Annotated in this window: 11 protein-coding genes and 1 pseudogene; 11 read left to right on the top strand and 1 reads right to left on the bottom strand. The window is 35.1% G+C overall.

What is annotated here, in order from left to right; all coding sequences use genetic code 11:
* The first annotated feature begins 12 nt into the window (after positions 1 to 12).
* The 10 genes and pseudogenes from I5677_RS15300 to I5677_RS15255 all read left to right on the top strand — a co-directional run bounded on the left by I5677_RS15300 (position 13) and on the right by I5677_RS15255 (position 13954).
* A complete protein-coding gene (locus I5677_RS15300; protein ID WP_243456624.1) occupies positions 13 to 1056 on the top strand; it encodes a LacI family DNA-binding transcriptional regulator in 1044 nt (347 codons plus the stop codon).
* Positions 1057 to 1210: 154 nt separating this feature from the next.
* Positions 1211 to 3283 (top strand): sugar-binding protein, encoded by a 2073-nt coding sequence (locus tag I5677_RS15295; protein ID WP_243456620.1) that lies wholly within the window; start codon positions 1211 to 1213, stop codon positions 3281 to 3283.
* A gap of 203 nt (positions 3284 to 3486) precedes the next feature.
* Positions 3487 to 4281, top strand: a complete 795-nt coding sequence (locus I5677_RS15290) for an alpha/beta hydrolase (RefSeq protein WP_197662522.1) — start codon at positions 3487 to 3489, stop codon at positions 4279 to 4281.
* A 58-nt stretch (positions 4282 to 4339) separates the two neighbouring features.
* On the top strand, positions 4340 to 5740 hold the full coding sequence (locus I5677_RS15285; RefSeq protein WP_197662521.1) for a family 43 glycosylhydrolase: 1401 nt from the start codon (positions 4340 to 4342) through the stop codon (positions 5738 to 5740).
* A 114-nt stretch (positions 5741 to 5854) separates the two neighbouring features.
* The gene (locus I5677_RS15280; RefSeq protein WP_197662520.1) at positions 5855 to 7387 is read left to right on the top strand and encodes a carboxylesterase/lipase family protein; all 1533 of its coding nucleotides are present in this window, start codon (positions 5855 to 5857) and stop codon (positions 7385 to 7387) included.
* A gap of 76 nt (positions 7388 to 7463) precedes the next feature.
* Positions 7464 to 7706 (top strand): annotated as a pseudogene (locus I5677_RS15275) (glycosyl hydrolase family 95 catalytic domain-containing protein); the annotation flags it as partial.
* A 231-nt stretch (positions 7707 to 7937) separates the two neighbouring features.
* Entirely contained in the window at positions 7938 to 10340 is a 2403-nt protein-coding gene (locus tag I5677_RS15270; protein ID WP_197662518.1) for an ABC transporter substrate binding protein, read from the top strand.
* An 11-nt stretch (positions 10341 to 10351) separates the two neighbouring features.
* Positions 10352 to 11452: a response regulator transcription factor gene (locus I5677_RS15265; RefSeq protein WP_197662517.1), complete on the top strand. Its 1101-nt coding sequence runs from the start codon at positions 10352 to 10354 to the stop codon at positions 11450 to 11452.
* 151 nt (positions 11453 to 11603) lie between these two features.
* The gene (locus I5677_RS15260; RefSeq protein WP_197662516.1) at positions 11604 to 13754 is read left to right on the top strand and encodes a putative bifunctional diguanylate cyclase/phosphodiesterase; all 2151 of its coding nucleotides are present in this window, start codon (positions 11604 to 11606) and stop codon (positions 13752 to 13754) included.
* A gap of 44 nt (positions 13755 to 13798) precedes the next feature.
* The gene (locus I5677_RS15255) at positions 13799 to 13954 is read left to right on the top strand and encodes a Spo0E family sporulation regulatory protein-aspartic acid phosphatase (RefSeq protein ID WP_197662515.1); all 156 of its coding nucleotides are present in this window, start codon (positions 13799 to 13801) and stop codon (positions 13952 to 13954) included.
* A gap of 76 nt (positions 13955 to 14030) precedes the next feature.
* Here the strand turns inward: I5677_RS15255 and I5677_RS15250 are convergent, their stop codons facing one another.
* Positions 14031 to 14882 (bottom strand): metallophosphoesterase, encoded by an 852-nt coding sequence (locus I5677_RS15250; RefSeq protein ID WP_197662514.1) that lies wholly within the window; start codon positions 14880 to 14882, stop codon positions 14031 to 14033.
* 298 nt (positions 14883 to 15180) lie between these two features.
* Between I5677_RS15250 and I5677_RS15245 the strand changes: the two genes are divergently transcribed.
* Positions 15181 to 17673, top strand: coding sequence for an extracellular solute-binding protein (locus I5677_RS15245; protein WP_197662513.1), 2493 nt, complete (start codon positions 15181 to 15183; stop codon positions 17671 to 17673).
* The last annotated feature ends 233 nt before the right edge of the window (positions 17674 to 17906 follow it).

Here is a 17906-nt window from a genome sequence, read left to right as displayed (position 1 = left end):
AGCATAGTGGAGATGAAAAAAAATACTGCTAAAGTGCAGATAAAACAGATTGCAGATAAGCTTGGTGTATCTTCCGGAACGGTTTCTATCGTTTTGAATGGACGGGGAGATCAAATGAGAATCTCGAAAATGACGCAAAAACGAATTCAGGATATGGCGAAGGAAATGAATTATCAGCCGAATATCTATGCAAGGCGACTTAGGAAATCAGCAGAAGAGGAAGCACCGTATATCATTGCGATATTTTGGAGGGAAGAATATCTGGATGATTTGTTAGCTCGGTTTCTAAAGGGCTTATATCACGCAATAAAGAATAATGATCTCAATATTGAACTTGTATTGCAACCTTATGATTTCGGTAACCTTGAAAAACATCATCGGTTTATCAACAGTAATCATTTTAATGGAGCAATAGTTGGGGGGATATCAAATGAAGATCAACAATACTTGGAACAGAATGAATTTGACATACCGATTGTGTTAATCGGAAGAAGTACGAAAAAATATAACAGTGTTCTTATTGATTATTACGATGCCGGGACCAACTGCGCCAATTTGTTCTCAATGCGAAACCATAAAATAGTAGGCCTGATTGGATTATCTACGAAAGGAAAATCCGTTCAGTTGATAGAGTTGGCTTTTAAAGAGACCTGTAAAGAAAAGAATATCCTTATTGACACAAATTGCATTTCCTATTGTGAAGAACGAAATTTTACCAGTGGATATGAGTCGGCGATGAAAGTTTTGACAAATGAGAAAAAACCAACGGCTATTTTTGTTATGGATGGAAGAAATGCCTTTGGCGTGTTAAAGGCTTGTAAAACGGTGGGTTTAACTGTACCCAAGGATATTGAGATATTAGTTTTTGGGGAGAATGAATATTTCAGCTATTCAGAACCTACGATTACAACCATACAACAGCCTATGGAGCAATTTGCAGAACGATCTTTGAATATGATATTAATGTCAATTAAGAATAAAGCAGATAACCCAATGATTCAGGAGCTCTCTCCGATTTTTAATTTTAGGGAAAGTTGTGGAGGGTTTATATTATAATAACAAGTGACGGTTCCTTCTATATTACAATCAATGGTAGGAAAAATGAGTTTACAGTGAAACGGTTAAATGTTGACATACATACTATAAAGGGATAAAATTATATTGCTAAAACGAAATAGCAATTTTCGAAGGCATAAAGGAGGAAGTATTTTTGCAGAAATCAACAAGGAAGTTTTTTAAGCGTCTACCTCTTATGGTGGCAGTTACATTTATAGTTTTTACGAGCGTGTCTTGTTCGAAATCTAATCATACTACAGCGAACAATGTAGTCAGGCCTACATTTGTACAGAAAGAAGACAAAGAACTTCAAGTAGGAGAAACCTTTACTTTAGAGATTGAGAATATGCCCACAGATGCAAACTATCAGTGGAGCAGCAGTGATAGTTCAATTGCTATGGTGGATCAAAATGGATTGGTAAAAGCAGTTGCGGTTGGAAGTGCAACAATTACTTGTGATATTACAAGAGTAGGGGAGATAGATGCGTTAACAGTAAAAGTTTTAGTAGATGAAGTAACACCAAAACCAACATCGGAGCAGGAAAAAGTCTCTGTAGATCAGAATGGATTTGACTCAAGTGGAAGAAGCGTTGCTTATTTTGGATCACCTTCTATCGACGGAGAAATAGATGAAGTATGGAATTACGCCCAAGCGGTGGTACCTAAATACATATCTGATCAAGTTGATACGACAGCTACTTTTAAAGCCTTATGGGATGATAATGCGTTATATATTCTTTCTGAAGTAAAGGACAAGGAATTATCGACACAATCGGAAACTCCATATATGCAGGATTCTTTTGAAATCTTTTTAGATGAAAATAATGATAAAACACAGGAATATGGAGTAGATGATTTGCATTTTCGAGTTAATTATGAGAATTCAAAAACCATAGATAATGGTGACGGCGAACGTTTTTATACAAGTTCTAAAAAATTGGATGGTGGATATATTATTGAGACAAGAGTATCACTAAAGGCAGCACCCACCAATGGAAAGGTACTTGGTATTGAATTTCAGATAAATGATGCTATAGGAACGAATAGAATTGGTACCATTAATGTGTTTGATTCAACTGGTAGCGCTTGGAATGATACTTCAAAATTTGGCGAGATACTTTTGACCGGAAAACCCAAAGATGCAGTAACCGGACTCAATCCATATGACCTTCTTAGTTTGATTGATAATACGAAGCAGCTTGACTTAACCCGCTTTCAAAATGAGAGTATCGTAACAGATGCTATTCACGCTGCTAAAGAAGTTCTAAACGGTAATCTAGATAACCAGAAGCAAATTGATGAACAATATGCTCTGTTAAAAGAGGCAATTGGTAAACTCAAATTAACGGAGGAAGCTGCTAAAGAAAAGGATTTTGTGGCTCTCCCAGATGAGTACAAAGCAGAAAGTCAGTTCCAAGGAACAATAGAAAGCTTAGAATACGAGGCAGCTAATTTAAATAATGGTACCGATGTGAAGAAGTTAAATGTATACCTACCTTACGGCTATGATGCTTCTGATACGAGTACTAAGTATAATGTATTATACCTAATGCACGGTGGTGGTGAAAATGAGAATCTCCTCTTTGGTGGTCCAGGACAAAGCAAAGAGTTAAAGAGAATCTTAGACAATATGATAACAAAGGGTGATATTGAACCTCTTATTGTTGTTACCCCCACATTTTATGGTGGAAAAAACGATACAGCATTATTCCATGAGGAATTGATGAATGACGTTGTTCCATTGGTAGAAACGAAATATCATACTTATGCGGAATCTGCAGATTTAGAGGATTTAAAGGCATCCAGAGATCATAGAGCCTTTGGTGGTTTCTCTATGGGGTCAGTTACTACATGGTATATTTACATAAACTGTCTTGATTACTTTAAGTATTATTTGCCTTTAAGCGGCGACTGTTGGGCCATTGCTCAGACTGCTGGAGAAAGCAGGGCAATGGAAACAGCAGAGTATCTTGCTAAGGTGGCAAAGGATGCGGGTTATGGGCCAAAGGATTATTATTTATTCTGTGCTACAGGTAGCGCGGATATTGCCTATCCTAATATGGTACCTCAAATTGAAGCGATGAAGAAGCTAAAGGATACTTTTATTTATTCCTCAGATACGAATAAGGGTAATTTTTATTTCATTGTTAGTGAGAGCGGAACCCATGCGTGGAATTGGGTAAATCAGTACATTTATGATATTTTACCCGATTTATTTAAGAACTAGATTTAGAAGTCTTAAATTATCTATTTCTGAGGGTTATTAGAAGAATGAGAGTGTGATATCATCAAGTAGAATGAAAAGTTTAGATCAAAAGGGAATTCCGATATGGTACATTGTTATCGGAATTTTCTTTCATATAATTGAAAACCAACGATTGTAAGTGTAAAATATACTTGTTAATAAATAAAAAGAAAGGAAAGAAATCCATGGCTGTTGTAAACATAACCTTTTACTCCTTTTCTCTAAGGCGTAATGTTAGCTTTTGTGCTCTTATACCAACAACTAGAAACAATTCTTTAATGAGCGGTACTATAAATGCTAACATTGAATGTAAAACCTTGTATATGCTCCACGGGTATGGCGGTGATTGTCATGATTATCTTCATATTCCAGAACTTCAGATACTTTCTGAGGAATATAATTTAGCATTTATTTATCCCAGCGGAGAGAATTCTTTTTATCTGGAAGGAGTTGATAAAAGTGAAAATTTTAGCTCCTTCATCGGCAAAGAACTTGTTGAGGTAACAAGAAGCATGTTTCGATTATCCGATAGAAGGGAGGATACCTTTATCGGGGGCATCTCCATGGGTGGTTATGGAGCAATGATTAATGGCTTGCGATATTCGGATACATTCTCTAAAATCATCAGTTTATCTGGTGCCTATATTGAGATAAATATAGCGGATAAGGGTGAGTTTATCCCGGATCATGTTTCAGATGCCGATTATCAGAACAGAATCTTTCAGGATCCAAAGAAGCTGAGATTTTCGGATAAAGATCCAAGGTATTGTATGGAAGCATTGATAAAATCTAAAAAAAAGATACCTGAAATTTATTTTGTATGCGGTGAAAAGGATTTTCTGATAGAACCAAACAGGAAACTCCATACCTTTATGCAAGAGAATAATATTGAACATTATTATGAAGAGGGTGATGGAGTACATGACTGGGTTTATTGGAAAAAGCATTTAGAGCATTCAGTAAGATGGTTAGTATGCTAAGGACAAATATGATATGGTTTTATTGTCTTAAAAACATAATATACGGAGGTTATAGAACATGAAAAAACAAGCATTTAATCCATATTTGCCATCCTGGGAATATGTACCGGATGGAGAACCTCATGTGTTTGATGGCAGAGTTTATGTTTATGGATCACATGATTATTATAACGGACATGTATTCTGTCTTGGAGATTATGTAGGCTGGTCAGCTCCTTTAGATGATCTTGGTAATTGGAGATACGAAGGAGTAATCTATCCGAAGACCTCCGATCCACTGAATAAGGAAGGAAAGATGTGCCTATACGCACCGGATGTGGTACAGGGAACGGATGGGAGATACTATCTGTATTATGTACTGGATAAGGTGTCTGTTGTTTCGGTTGCTGTTTGTGACAAACCAAATGGTACCTTTGAATTCTATGGATATGTACACTATGAGGATGGTACACGGCTGGGAGAAAAGAAGGGTGACCAACCACAATTTGACCCGGCTGTGATGCTAGAGGGGGATAAGGTTTATCTGTACACGGGCTTCTGCGCAAAAGAGGATACTTCAAGAAAAGGAGCAATGGCAACGGTTCTTGGACCGGATATGCTTACAGTAATTGAAGCCCCTGTCTTTGTAGTACCGAGCGCACCCTACAGTAGCGGAAGTGGTTTTGAAGGCTATGAGTTTTTTGAGGGTCCTTCTATCCGTAAAAGGGGAGATACCTATTATTTTATCTATTCCTCCGTTGCGATGCATGAGCTTTGCTATGCGACCAGTAAAAGTCCGACAAAGGATTTTGTTTATGGGGGTGTAATTATTAGTAACTGTGATCTGCATATTGATTCCTATAAGCCTGGAAATAAACCGATGGCATATGGTGCCAATAATCACGGAAGCATTGTTGAATTGAATGGTGAATGGTATGTATTCTATCACAGACATACAAACGGTACCTGGTATAGTAGACAGGGCTGTGCAGAACGGCTGACGATACTTCCTGACGGATCGATACCACAGGTTGAGATGACTTCCTGTGGCCTTAATCCTGTTCCTTTAAAAGGGGAAGGTGAGTATTATGGTTATCTTGCCTGTAATCTGTTTACTAAGGAGGATTCAATTTATGTCGGGGGCGACCGTTTCCCTAAGATTATGCAGGATGGCAGAGACGGGGATGAAGAACCTGGATATATAGCCAATATCACAGATACTGCTACTGCAGGTTTTAAGTATTTTGACCTACGGGGAGTAAAACGTATTAAGATTAAAGTGCGTGGCTATGCTAACGGAGCTTTTCAGGTGAAAACCACATGGGATGGTCCGGTTTTAGCCCAAATTCCGGTGAACTTTACGAATGTATGGGAAGAATATTCCTCTGATATCGAGATAGAAGACGGAATTCATTCCATTTATTTTACTTATACCGGTGGAGGAAATGCCAGCTTGCTTTCCTTTACTCTGGAAATTTAGGATGTATTATTTGATGATAGGAAGGTCCATGTAGTAAAGAAAAGGCTTTAAGAGCTAATGTATATCAGGTCATTTCGAGCATACATCAATTTATGAGACCATGGAGGATATCAAATGATACGAACAGCGATAACGGAAAATGGAATAGTTAGGGGAATAGAAGCAGCAGATCCAAGAATTACCGCATTTAAAGGAATTCCTTTTGCAGCCCCTCCTGTCGGAGAAAACAGATGGCGAGCCCCGAAACCTTGCCCAAACTGGGAGGGTATCCTTGATGCTTATCGGTTCGCTCCGATCTCCGTACAGGATACACCGGGTATCGGAGAGGATATCTATTGCAGAGAATGGCATGTGGACCCTGATATTGTAATGGACGAAGATTGTCTGTATCTAAATATATGGACAGGAGCAAAAAGTGTAGAGGAGAAACAACCGGTATTGGTATGGTTTTTTGGAGGAGCATTGCAGTGGGGATATCCCGCAGAGATGGAGTTTGATGGGGAACGGATAGCCAGGCGAGGGGTTATCGTTGTAACAGTGAATTACAGACTTAACGTCTTTGGATTTATGGCCCATCCTGAGATCACAGCCGAGGAGCCTTTAGCACCTGCCAATTTCGGTCATTTGGATCAACAAGCAGGCCTTAGGTGGGTCGTTCGAAACATCAGTGCCTTTGGCGGTGATCCAAAGAATATTACGATTGCCGGGCAGTCTGCCGGTGGCGGAAGTGTCTTGGTACAGATGACCTGCCCGGATAATTTCGGATTATTTCAAAAAGCTATTGTACAGAGTGCAATGATTCATAGTCCCTATAAGGATATCAGCATAGGAAAACCGAAGACACTTTCGGAGGCGGAGCAGCTAGGAATTAAATTTTTTGATTTTATTGGAGTTAAGAGTCTAGCAGAGGCCAGGAAGTTGGATCCCTTTTATCTTCGGGACATGTATGCGAATTTCGTCAAAAGTAATGAGCGGATGTTTAATGTTATTGATGGTAAGTTTTGTATCGGTTATCCTCTTTCTCTTTATATGAAGAATAAGCATGCCATGGTGCCGGTAATGTCTGGAAACACTTCGGATGAATTCCTGAATTCTATTAGTGTGAACTCTGAGGACGAATTGACACAAAAAGCAAAAGAACTATTTGGGCCACACTCGGAAGAGTTTCTTAATTTTGAAGAAACCTGGAAGAAGAATGAAAATCATTATGCAACAGTCAGTGGAATTGAGTGTAGCGTTAAGAGCCTGTTTCTTCAAAATCAGGAGCTTGATAATCCACAAAAATGTTTTTATTACCGGTTTGATGCAGATATCCCGGGATGGGATAAGCCGGGCAACTTTCATTCGGTCGATTTATGGTTTTTCTTCGAAACTTTGGCAAAATGCTGGAGACCCTTTACAGGAAAGCACTACGATCTAGCCCGTCTGATGTGTAATTACATGTGCAATTTTATTAAAAACGGAGATCCAAACGGAAAGGACGCAGATGGATCCGATATGCCGTATTGGAGTCCCTATACAAAGGAGACTCCTTGCGATATGTTATTTTCTTCTGAGGGTGCATGTCCGGAGATAAGGGAGGAATCACCATTCATTCAATTCCTGATGGATAGAATTTCGGAAGATTTGAAACAGAAAGAAGCTTAATTTAATACTTTAGAATAGTGGAGAAGTTATCTATGAGTAGCTATGGTATAAAAAGCCTGCCTCTGTCTCGGAGGAAGCATTCCCTATTATGAAAGAGGCGGCAATCTTCTTCCTGAATTTTTTAACCGAAGATAAGGGATGCTTAAAAACCTGTCCTTCCGAATCTCCTGAGAATACTTATATTCAACCCAAAGGTCATTCTACATATACCATGATACTCTTTCTGATACGAAAACAAGACCGGGAATTTCCTATTATGACAGCAGATTTGCGTTGGATGTACTTTGATTTCGAACATTATACTTTCTATTGGAGTTGATGCAAAATAGCAACAGCTCCAATTTTTTTTATTTTAATTGAATCTATACATTAAAAAATCTGATTATAAATCTTGTTATCAAACCTAGAATAACTAAACGAAAATATGAAAGATTTTGTAAAAATTTCTATTATATGATAAAATATAGATATCTTCAAACGACGTTATTAAGATTGAACTATTGATATTTAACTGTGATACTATATAAGAGATTAAGTCAAAGGAGTACAGATGAGAATGAAATTTCAGTATAAATTTATCATAAAAAATATCGTCCTATTCTTATGCCTTATTCTATTTGGAATCTATAGTAATAGCATGATTGTAACAGCAGAGAATTTGGAGAAAAAAGATGTGCTAATTATTAATTCTTATCAAAACGGATTAAGTTGGACGGATCAAGAAGAAGAGGGAATCATTGAGATTTTACATAAAGCTAATTTTAAGAGTTCCATCTATATCGAATACATGGACTGGAAGAATTATCCCACTAAGGATAATCTGGAGTTGTTTTATTCTCAATTAAATTATAAGTATGCAAATAAACATCTGGATATAATTATCACTACCGATGATGCAGCTCTGGAATTCGCGTTGAAAAACAGAGAGAAATTATTTCCCAATACTCCTATTGTATTTAGCGGTGTCAATGAAAGAGGAGTACAAAGTTTGTTAGAAGGTTTTTCTGACGTAACAGGGGTTGTAGAGAGTATCGATGCTGAAAAAACAATAGAAGCAGCGTTAAAGATAAATCCTGACTTAAAAGAAATTGCTGTAGTTTTTGATAATACGGAAAGCGGTATTTCTACAGGAGAATTAACAATACAAGAGATACATAGAATAGCACCTGATGTCAAAGTTACTGCGTTAAATGACGGATCATATACGGACATCCTTAATCAGATTGATTTGATTTCTAAGGATAGCGCTATATTAATCACCACTTATTATATGGATGATGAAGGAGTCGTGGTGGGTTTTGAAGATTTTACTGAAATGATTAGTCAAAGAAGTCGTGTTCCGGTTTATCACCTTTATGAATTTGGAATGAATCATGGAGCAATTGGCGGTAGTATGTTAAGTGGTAAGTTACAGGGAGAGAAGGCAGCCGGACTTGCCGTGAAGATTCTTCAGGGTGTAAGCATAGATAAGCTTCCTATGGTAAAAGAAAAAACTACCCGATATATTTTTGATTATAATCAATTAATACGCTTTTCTATTCCTGAAACCAGTCTTCCGAGAGAAAGTCAGATACTTAATAAGCCGTTTTCGTTTATTGATACTTACAGAGATCTTGTTATTACCACCCTACTCATTATTTTAACCTTAGTTACTTTTATATTAATACTTTTATATTATCTTCGAAAAGTAAGTAAAATGAAAAAGGAATTGTATAATAATCATGTGGAATTAACGAACTTATATGACGACTTGACAGCCTCGGATGAAGAACTGAGACAGCAATTTGATGAATTATCAGCAATGCAAATAAACCTGATGGTTAGTGAAGAAAGATATTCACAGTTGTTTGATAGAATGCTCAACGGTTTTGTTGTATTTGATCCAATTCTAGACAGGAACAATCGCTTAGTAGATGTACGCTTTATAGCTGTAAATTCCAGTTTTGAACATCAGACACAATTGAAAAGAGATAAGATCATCGGGAAAAGCTGGAATCAAGTATTTCCGATACGTATTAAGGATTTAGAAAAGCTGGAAGAAGTATTGACTACTGGGAATGCAAGGCGGTTTGAAACTTACTTTCTAGGATATCAGATGCATTTTTTGGTGAATGCATTTCGAATAGATAATAATCAAATCGGTATAGTGATTGAAAATATCACCGAGTATAAAAAGGCGATTGAAGAAATAGGTAAATTAAATGCAGAACTGGAGCAAAGAGTTGCCATGCGAACCCGTGATCTACAGCACGCTATGCAGGAATTGGAGGCATTTGCCTATACGGTTTCCCATGATTTAAAATCTCCGCTAAGGGCAGTGGATAGTTACAGTAAAATTATTCTTGAGGATTATCAGGATGAATTAAAAGAAGAAGTCATTCGGATGCTGTTTCATGTTAGAAATATCTGTTCTGAAATGATTGATATGATTAATAAACTTTTGCAATATTCCACAACCTCCAAAAAGGAATTACATCTTGAGCCGGTTGACTGTAATGAACTATTTGCCACCAGTTATCATCAATTAAAATGCTCGGTCCCGGAACGAAGAATTGAATTTAAGGTTGAAACAGGGCTACCAACGGTCTTAGCTGACAGGACAATGTTAAAGCAGGTGTTAAATAATATCTTATCTAATTCGTTTAAATTCACTAAGAATAGAGATATTGCCTATATTAACGTCGGAGCCAACATAACGGAGAACGAATATGTATTTTATGTGAAGGATAATGGTGTCGGTTTTGATAGGAATTATTCCGAGAAGCTATTTGGTTTATTTCAACGGTTACACACCAGCGATGAATTTGAAGGCAGTGGTATTGGCCTAATTACAATTAAAAAGATTATTGAAAAGCATGGTGGTAGAACCTGGATTGAAGGAGAGTTAGATAAAGGAGCCACGGTGTATTTTACGTTACCGAACAAATGGAGTGAAGATATGAAGAGTAATTAGGGGTGATTAAGATGTATAAGGTTATGATTGTAGATGATAGAGATATTATTCGGACAGAAATAAAAAGATTAAAAATATGGGGTGCAGCTTCAGGCTTTTCCATTAGCCAAGAAGCACAGAATGGGCAGGAAGCACTGGGTAAGCTGGAACATAATCCTGTTGATATGGTAATTACTGATATTAAGATGCCCAAAATTGACGGATTAGAACTACTTCGCGCTATCGTGGAAAGAAATTTATGTTCCTGCGTTGTGCTTGTGAGTGATTTCAGTGAATTTGAGTTTGCCAGACAGGGGATTATTCTTGGGGCCTTTGACTATATACCTAAGCCTATAGATGCCAATGAATTATCCTGCCTTTTAACAAGAGCTAAAAGCTTTCTAGATAATAAAAGCCTAGAAAAAGAAAGGATTAAAAAACTGGAAGAATCCCAAAAAGATACGGAATTACGTTTGTCAGGAGATGAGATAACTGTCCTGACAAGTTTAATTCGCAGGGGTGATGAAAAATCTTTATTGGGGATTGAACAGATGATGGAGCGAATATTCGAAAATTCCAACAAAAACGAACTGATTCGAAACGCCGGTTTATTAAAAAACAGTATATACGATGTAATAAAGGAATTAAAAAAAGCCTTTCCATTTCTTGATCTATATATAAATCCAGCCATTTACAATGGCTTTGATGATGTGAAAAACCGAAGTCTTACTACTTTAAAAAACACTTATATGGAAAAGATAGAGAACTTAAGTACTTTGATCAATTTATTAAGATTAGACCTTCAGGAGAAAGGAATCGTAAAGCAGGTCTGTAATTATATATTAATAAATATTGATAAAAATATTACGTTATCTATAGTTGCGGATCGACTATATATGAATAAGACCTATATCAGTGAGAGCTTTAAACAAAAGATCGGAATTTCATTTACTGAATATGTCACTTTAGTAAAAATGGAGAGAGCCAAAGTATTGATTTTGAAAGACAATCTAAAAACTTATGAAATTGCCGAGAAATTGGGATATAAGGATGCGGAATACTTTAGCAAGGTATTTAAAAAAGTGATCGGATTAACGCCGACAACATTTCGCCTTAACCATGAAGGAAACTAATTATTTACATAACCGAAATTTTTCTGGGTAGAAACTGAACATATTTCATTCATAAATAAAGGATAATTTTGTATTATTTTATTATACAAGATTATCCTTTTTTGTCATTTATAAATGGAATTATTAATTTTTTGTATAAGGGTGGTGTATTATGGAGCATAATTTGCGTGATAAAATTCTTAAAAATGATGACGTTGGTTTTTTAGATAAAGCTGTGAAAGCATATGTACATAAGGACTGGAAGAAGATATATAAGTTAGCCCTAAGGATTGTATTAATACATTTTATCGTAGGGGTAGCATGGATTTTATTTTCTGATAAAGCATTAGAGAAATTTACAAACGACAATGACTTAATTACATTTTTAAGCATTATAAAGGGTTGGGTTTATGTAATCGTAATGAGTACCATTCTATACATTGGAATAAACTCACTGATTAAAGCAATCAGAAGGGTGGAGAACGAATTAGTCGCTAATCATATCAAAGTAAATGAGACAAATAAAGATCTGGAGTTCATGAATGAGCAGTTATCTATTAATCAACAAAAATTTAGTGAGCTGCAGGAACAATTGCTTCGACATCAAGAACAGTTACATTACTCTGAGGAAAGGCATAGAATATTTTTGGAAACTACCAATGATGCGATATGGGAGGAAGCCAATGGTACAAGATGGTTATCTGAACGTTGGTATGAAATAACAGGGTATAGCCCAGAGGACATGGAAGCATTGGAACATATAGAAAACTTAATTCATCCTTCTGACAGAGAAAAGGTTCAAAAGAGTATGGCAGAGCATGTTAGGAATAAAACACCGTATTATTATTGTGAATATAGAATTAAAACAAAGTCAGGAGAGTATAAGTGGATTAAAGCTAAGGGTAAAGCCATTGTAAATGATGAAAATAATGATTACCGTGTCATTGGAATACATATGGACATGAGTGAATTAAATGAATATAAAGAAAAATTACAATATATCGCTTATCATGACCATTTGACCGGATTACAGAATCGTTTGGCACTCAATAAAAAAATGCATTTTCTTATGAAAGAAAAGTATGTAAGTAAGTTTGCACTCTTATATATCGATATTGACAAATTTAAAAACATCAATGATACCATGGGACATTCTTTTGGTGATACCTTATTATTACAAGTCAGTGAGCGTTTAAAATCTCAAAATGATAATGAAACTTTGTTTCGAATTGCCGGAGATGAATTCATTGTCTTAATTGAACAATACGGTAGTAAGGAAGATATTGAACGCAGGGCTATCAATATCATTAAAGCATTTAAAACGCCATTGATTGTTGATGCAAATAATGTATTTATTACCGCCAGTATAGGTGTATCTTTATATCCGGATCATGGCATCGATGTTGATACTCTACTAAAAAATGCTGATATTGCCGTTTATAAAGCAAAGGAAAGCGGTAGAAACCGAATTGTTTTTTATAACGAGCCGATGAATGAAGACATCGCCAAACGAATGTACATAGAAAAGAATTTGTGGTTGGCTTTGGTTAACAATGAGTTTGAATTATACTATCAACCCCAATTAGATCTTGAAACAGACTGTATCACAGGGTTTGAAGCATTAATCCGTTGGAATAATTCAGAGTTAGGTATGATTTCACCAGATAGATTTATAAGTATTGCAGAAGATACGCATCTGATTATACCAATTGGTATGTGGGTTTTAAAGACAGCTTGCAGCTTTTTATACAAATTACATCAATTGGGATATCAAGAGTTAAACATAGCGGTTAACATTTCAATGCTGCAATTATTACAAGAGGATTTTGTTACTATGGTTATGGATACCATTACGGATGCTGGGATTAATGCAAAGCACCTGGAGTTAGAAATTACAGAGTCTATTCTTATGGAATCCTATGAAACAATTGCCGGTAAGTTAAAATTATTAAGAGCGAGAGGTATCAATATTGCTTTGGATGACTTTGGTAAGGGATATTCTTCGTTGAATTATCTGAAATTATTGCCGATTACGACCCTAAAGATAGATAAGGGGTTCATAGATACAATTACTGATTCGGATAAAAACAAATCCTTCGCCGATCTGATTGTGAATTTAGGGAAAAGCTTAAACTTGAGTGTTATTGCCGAAGGAGTGGAGACATCAGAACAAAAGGACTATTTAGTAAAACATAAATGTAATAAGATGCAGGGATATTTATTCAGTAAACCACTTCCTGAATATGAGGTAGTACAAAAGATGAGCGAGAAGTGGAATAAAAGTATGAGAAGATACAAGGTTTCAGATATAATTGCACTATAATTAAATGAAAATTTCATAAATTCAAATTCATAGGAGGTATATTTATGAGTAACAGATCTGATTTATTAGAGATGATTAATTTTTATAAAAGCGAGTTAAATACAGCAGTGAGCCACAATATTAGTTTAAATGATGAGCAGTTAATAATATTAAGTCAAAGAATTGATGATTTAGTATTTCAATTAAGCAGAAAAGATTAAAAATAACAAACGCTTTTTATTCTATTCCCCCCTTATAATAGATGATTCGCCAAATGAATTCCGATCTTATAAATTTTTAGGAATTCGTTTGGCGAATTTTATGTTTTTGAAGAGATATAATTACAACTTCTGGTCTGTTAAAAACTCGCATAGGTATTATACTATTACCTAACCCTCTACTTACAATCATAGTGGTATTCTTATTTATGTATGTTCCTGATGTATATTTTGGTAAAAAACCCTGGTCGGGGGCAATAAGACCACCAATAAACGGCAATCTGATTTGGCCTCCGTGAGCATGTCCTGATAATACAAGGTCTACATCAGCTTTACTGTAATTATCAAAATACTGCGGTTCATGGGCTAATAAAATCTGAAGTTTATTTGAATCAATAGAAGAGCATATAGATGGTAATACATGATCTGATAAATTCTTATCGCTTAAACCTATTAAATAATAACCATTACCATTTTCTTTTTCCATGTAAATTACTTTATTGTCAAGTATCGTTACACCATTTCGTTCCATTCCCTTCATTAGTTTATCCCTGTCGTGATTCGATAGCCAATATTCATGATTCCCGGTTACATAATATACCGGGGCTAATTCAATAGCACCTTTGATAAACTCCAAAGCTATGTCTATATTTGTATGATTACTATCAACGATATCTCCTGTAATTACAATAATATCAGGATTTTCCTTATCTAAAATATTTAAAAGGTGTTTCTGATTCTTGCCAAATCTTTTATTGTGCAAATCTGATATTTGTGCGATTTTATAACCGTTTAGATTGTCCCCTATCAAAGAAGTCTTGTATGAATAATGAGAAATAACAATATCATTATTTTGCCAGATACAAAAGAAAAGTACAAACAAACCCATTATAACTAATACAATGATTTTTCTAACATTTTTCTTTTTCATAAGACTCCTCTTTCTAATATAATAATATCTATTATACAGGAAATATTATGAAATACCTACTACAAAAATACGCTTAGTGATTTTATTAGTGATTTCATAACGTTATTTAAAGTAAATGTTTTCTGCACCCAAAAATTAAACCGTTATTGTGATATGTATATAAATTTTTATGATATGTATATAATTTATTTTATTGAATATCAGTTACAAATTTAGTACACTTAGTTCATATAATTAGGTGATTTGGCAGATATCTTTTACAGTTTAAGTGCTATTTAGGTATAATAGGAGGATTAAGATGAAATCAAAGTTTATAGGAAAAAAACGCATCATTATAGTTGCTTCGTGTATACTTTCAGTTGCTGCCATAGTCATGACCTTATTGTTTATGCAAAAACAAAAAGAAGAATTAAATACCGACAAAAAATCTATTGCGAATGCTTCAGATGAGTCTATAGGTGAAGATAAGTTGATAAAAGAAACAGATCAGAAACCTATCGATCGAACGCGCTTTATTCATATATATACAGTAGACCGTGAACTTCGAAATATTATTAATGAATATGCAAAGGAAAATTGGGATTTTGACTATAGTATCAATTTTTATACAGATGAAATTGTTTACGGTTCAAATGATATTACAAATCTAGCCAGTGATAAACTGGTGAATGATCCGAGTTCCATAGATATGTATTGTGTTCCTGCATATGCACAACAGGATTTTATCAAGGGTGAGTTATCTGATTATGCATGTACCTATAAAGACCTTGGCATTGATGTCGATACTGCCTTAGTCAAGTCGGATATTCCACAATTTGTCATAGATTACGGAACGAATCCGGAGGGTGAAATTATTGTACTTCCTTACTTGTCAACTGTCAGTGTATTTATGTATCGTCGCTCTGTAGCTAAAGAGGTATGGGGTAGCGATGACCCGAGTGAAATTGCTAGTATCCTTGGTGGAGGTACCGAGGATTGGGACGATTTTAAGCAAGCAGCACTAACCTTAAAGGAACATGGCTACTATATTGTTCCAGGTTTTAAAGATCTTAGGTATGTGATTGATGAAAGCTTTTCGATAGGTAGTGATGGAGCTATCAACCCTAAGTGGGTAGAGTATATGGATTTATCAAATTACCTTTATGAGAAGGGGTGTATTAAGGATACTGATGCATGGACAGAACAATGGTACATGGATTTAGACGGTGTCGGTGATAAAATATTTGGATTTATAACTTTAGCTGATATATATTACTCTTTAATACAGGATAATACAGCAGGTGATTGGGCAATCTGTATGCCACCTTATAAAACTGTATGTAACATAAATACTGGGATACTTGTAAATAAAAATTCACCCAATAAAGATATTCTAGGGCCATTGATCGAATGGATTACGTTGGACAGTTCTGAAACAGGACTTCAGTATAGGCTGGCAACCGGAACTTTTTCTAGAGAAGAAAAATTATCTGTAATATCCGGAACGGTTCTAAAAAAAGCAGATAGTAGTCGTGACTTACTTGGAGGACAAAATATAAATCCTATCATATATGAAGTGTTAAATTCACCGTTTTATCAGCGTGACGAGAATTTTGAAATTACAAATGACTTTTATCAATGGGAGAATGCGATCAAAGCATATATATCGGGTGAGAAGGACAAAGAAACAACGATTAAAGAGTTTGAATTAGCAAACGGTTCTAAGCTTCTACCAGGTCCCGAACCCAATCAGGATGGAGTAATCGTTTGGAAAAGCAAAGACTTCGAGAGAGCCATCCGGAATATATTAAGAAAACCGAACAGCGATATCTATCTTAGTGATGTAAGTCAGATATCGGAACTATATTTAGAAGGAAAAAATCTAGATAGCTTAGAAGATATCGTTCATTTTAATAATCTTAAGCACCTTTATTGCAATGATAATAAAATTAGCGATATTAGCAGCATTAAGGTATTATCTGGGCTTGAGACTTTAAACTTATGCGACAATAAAATTAAGGATATAAGTAGTTTGAAGGAATTAATGAATCTAAAAGAATTATTTTTGATTGATAATGAAATAAACGACATAAACTGTCTAAAAGGATTAACGGCCCTAAAATATCTGTATTTAGGCCAAAATGATATCAAAGACATAAGCAGTCTTACAGAATTAACGAATCTGGATATGTTGGATTTATCTCAAAATGAGATCAGCAAGATAGACAGTTTACAAGATTTAACGAAGCTTAGTCATCTTGTACTATCAGATAATATAATCGATGATATCAGTGCTTTAAAGGAACTAAAAAACTTAAAGAAATTATATATAAACCACAATAAAATCAGTGACATCAGTAGCTTGGAAAGCTTGGTTAATCTAGAAACTTTATGCATCAACAATAATAATATCAGTGATATAAAAGACCTAGGAGGATTAAATAATCTTAGGTTTCTAGTATTAGATCATAATAAAATCAGTGATGTCAGTAGTTTAAGTAATTTACAGAATTTGTACTCTTTGGAAGTTAAATATAATAAAATTAAGGATATCAGTAATTTTAAAGGAATAAAAAATTTGGAGCATTTGGATTTGTCTAATAATGAAATAGAAGACATTAGTAGTCTCAGTGAATTTACCGGCTTGGGTAGTTTGTTCCTAGCGGATAATAAAATAACTGATATTAGTGTTATTAGTGAATTAAATGATTTAAAAAGCTTAGCCTTGCCGGGTAACGAAATCAAAGATAAATCACCGGCTAAGCATGTTATGTATGTTACCTGGTATCATGAAGTTAAGCCCCCGTATTAAAAATATTGGATTATAGGTAAGGGGTATATGTTTAATGGATAGTTCTTATTAATATATCTTGAAATTCCACCGATTTGAAATATCACCTAATTTATGGTATACTTATTGGTAGTGTAAAGTTTGGTATGAAAAACTGATATAAAAAAATATGTCCCTTTGAACATTGAAAAAGCAAATATTTTAACCCTGAATTTATGCATTGGCAGGTTACGCCAACCTTGAGTGCAACAAAA

Source organism: Mobilitalea sibirica (assembly GCF_015999265.1).
In the GTDB taxonomy this organism is placed as follows: domain Bacteria; phylum Bacillota; class Clostridia; order Lachnospirales; family Lachnospiraceae; genus Mobilitalea; species Mobilitalea sibirica.
The sequence above is the reverse complement of the archived record's forward strand: the minus strand, read 5'-3'. Positions and strand labels throughout refer to the sequence as shown.

What these genes read in the sequence shown, in the direction of transcription:
- I5677_RS15300 (WP_243456624.1), top strand. Translation starts at nt 13, where the DNA reads ATGAAAAAAAATACTGCTAAAGTGCAGATAAAACAGATTGCAGATAAG.
- I5677_RS15290 (WP_197662522.1), top strand. Translation starts at nt 3,487, where the DNA reads ATGGCTGTTGTAAACATAACCTTTTACTCCTTTTCTCTAAGGCGTAAT.
- I5677_RS15285 (WP_197662521.1), top strand. Translation starts at nt 4,340, where the DNA reads ATGAAAAAACAAGCATTTAATCCATATTTGCCATCCTGGGAATATGTA.
- I5677_RS15280 (WP_197662520.1), top strand. Translation starts at nt 5,855, where the DNA reads ATGATACGAACAGCGATAACGGAAAATGGAATAGTTAGGGGAATAGAA.
- I5677_RS15270 (WP_197662518.1), top strand. Translation starts at nt 7,938, where the DNA reads ATGAGAATGAAATTTCAGTATAAATTTATCATAAAAAATATCGTCCTA.
- I5677_RS15265 (WP_197662517.1), top strand. Translation starts at nt 10,352, where the DNA reads ATGTATAAGGTTATGATTGTAGATGATAGAGATATTATTCGGACAGAA.
- I5677_RS15260 (WP_197662516.1), top strand. Translation starts at nt 11,604, where the DNA reads ATGGAGCATAATTTGCGTGATAAAATTCTTAAAAATGATGACGTTGGT.
- I5677_RS15255 (WP_197662515.1), top strand. Translation starts at nt 13,799, where the DNA reads ATGAGTAACAGATCTGATTTATTAGAGATGATTAATTTTTATAAAAGC.
- I5677_RS15250 (WP_197662514.1), bottom strand. Translation starts at nt 14,882, where the DNA reads ATGAAAAAGAAAAATGTTAGAAAAATCATTGTATTAGTTATAATGGGT.
- I5677_RS15245 (WP_197662513.1), top strand. Translation starts at nt 15,181, where the DNA reads ATGAAATCAAAGTTTATAGGAAAAAAACGCATCATTATAGTTGCTTCG.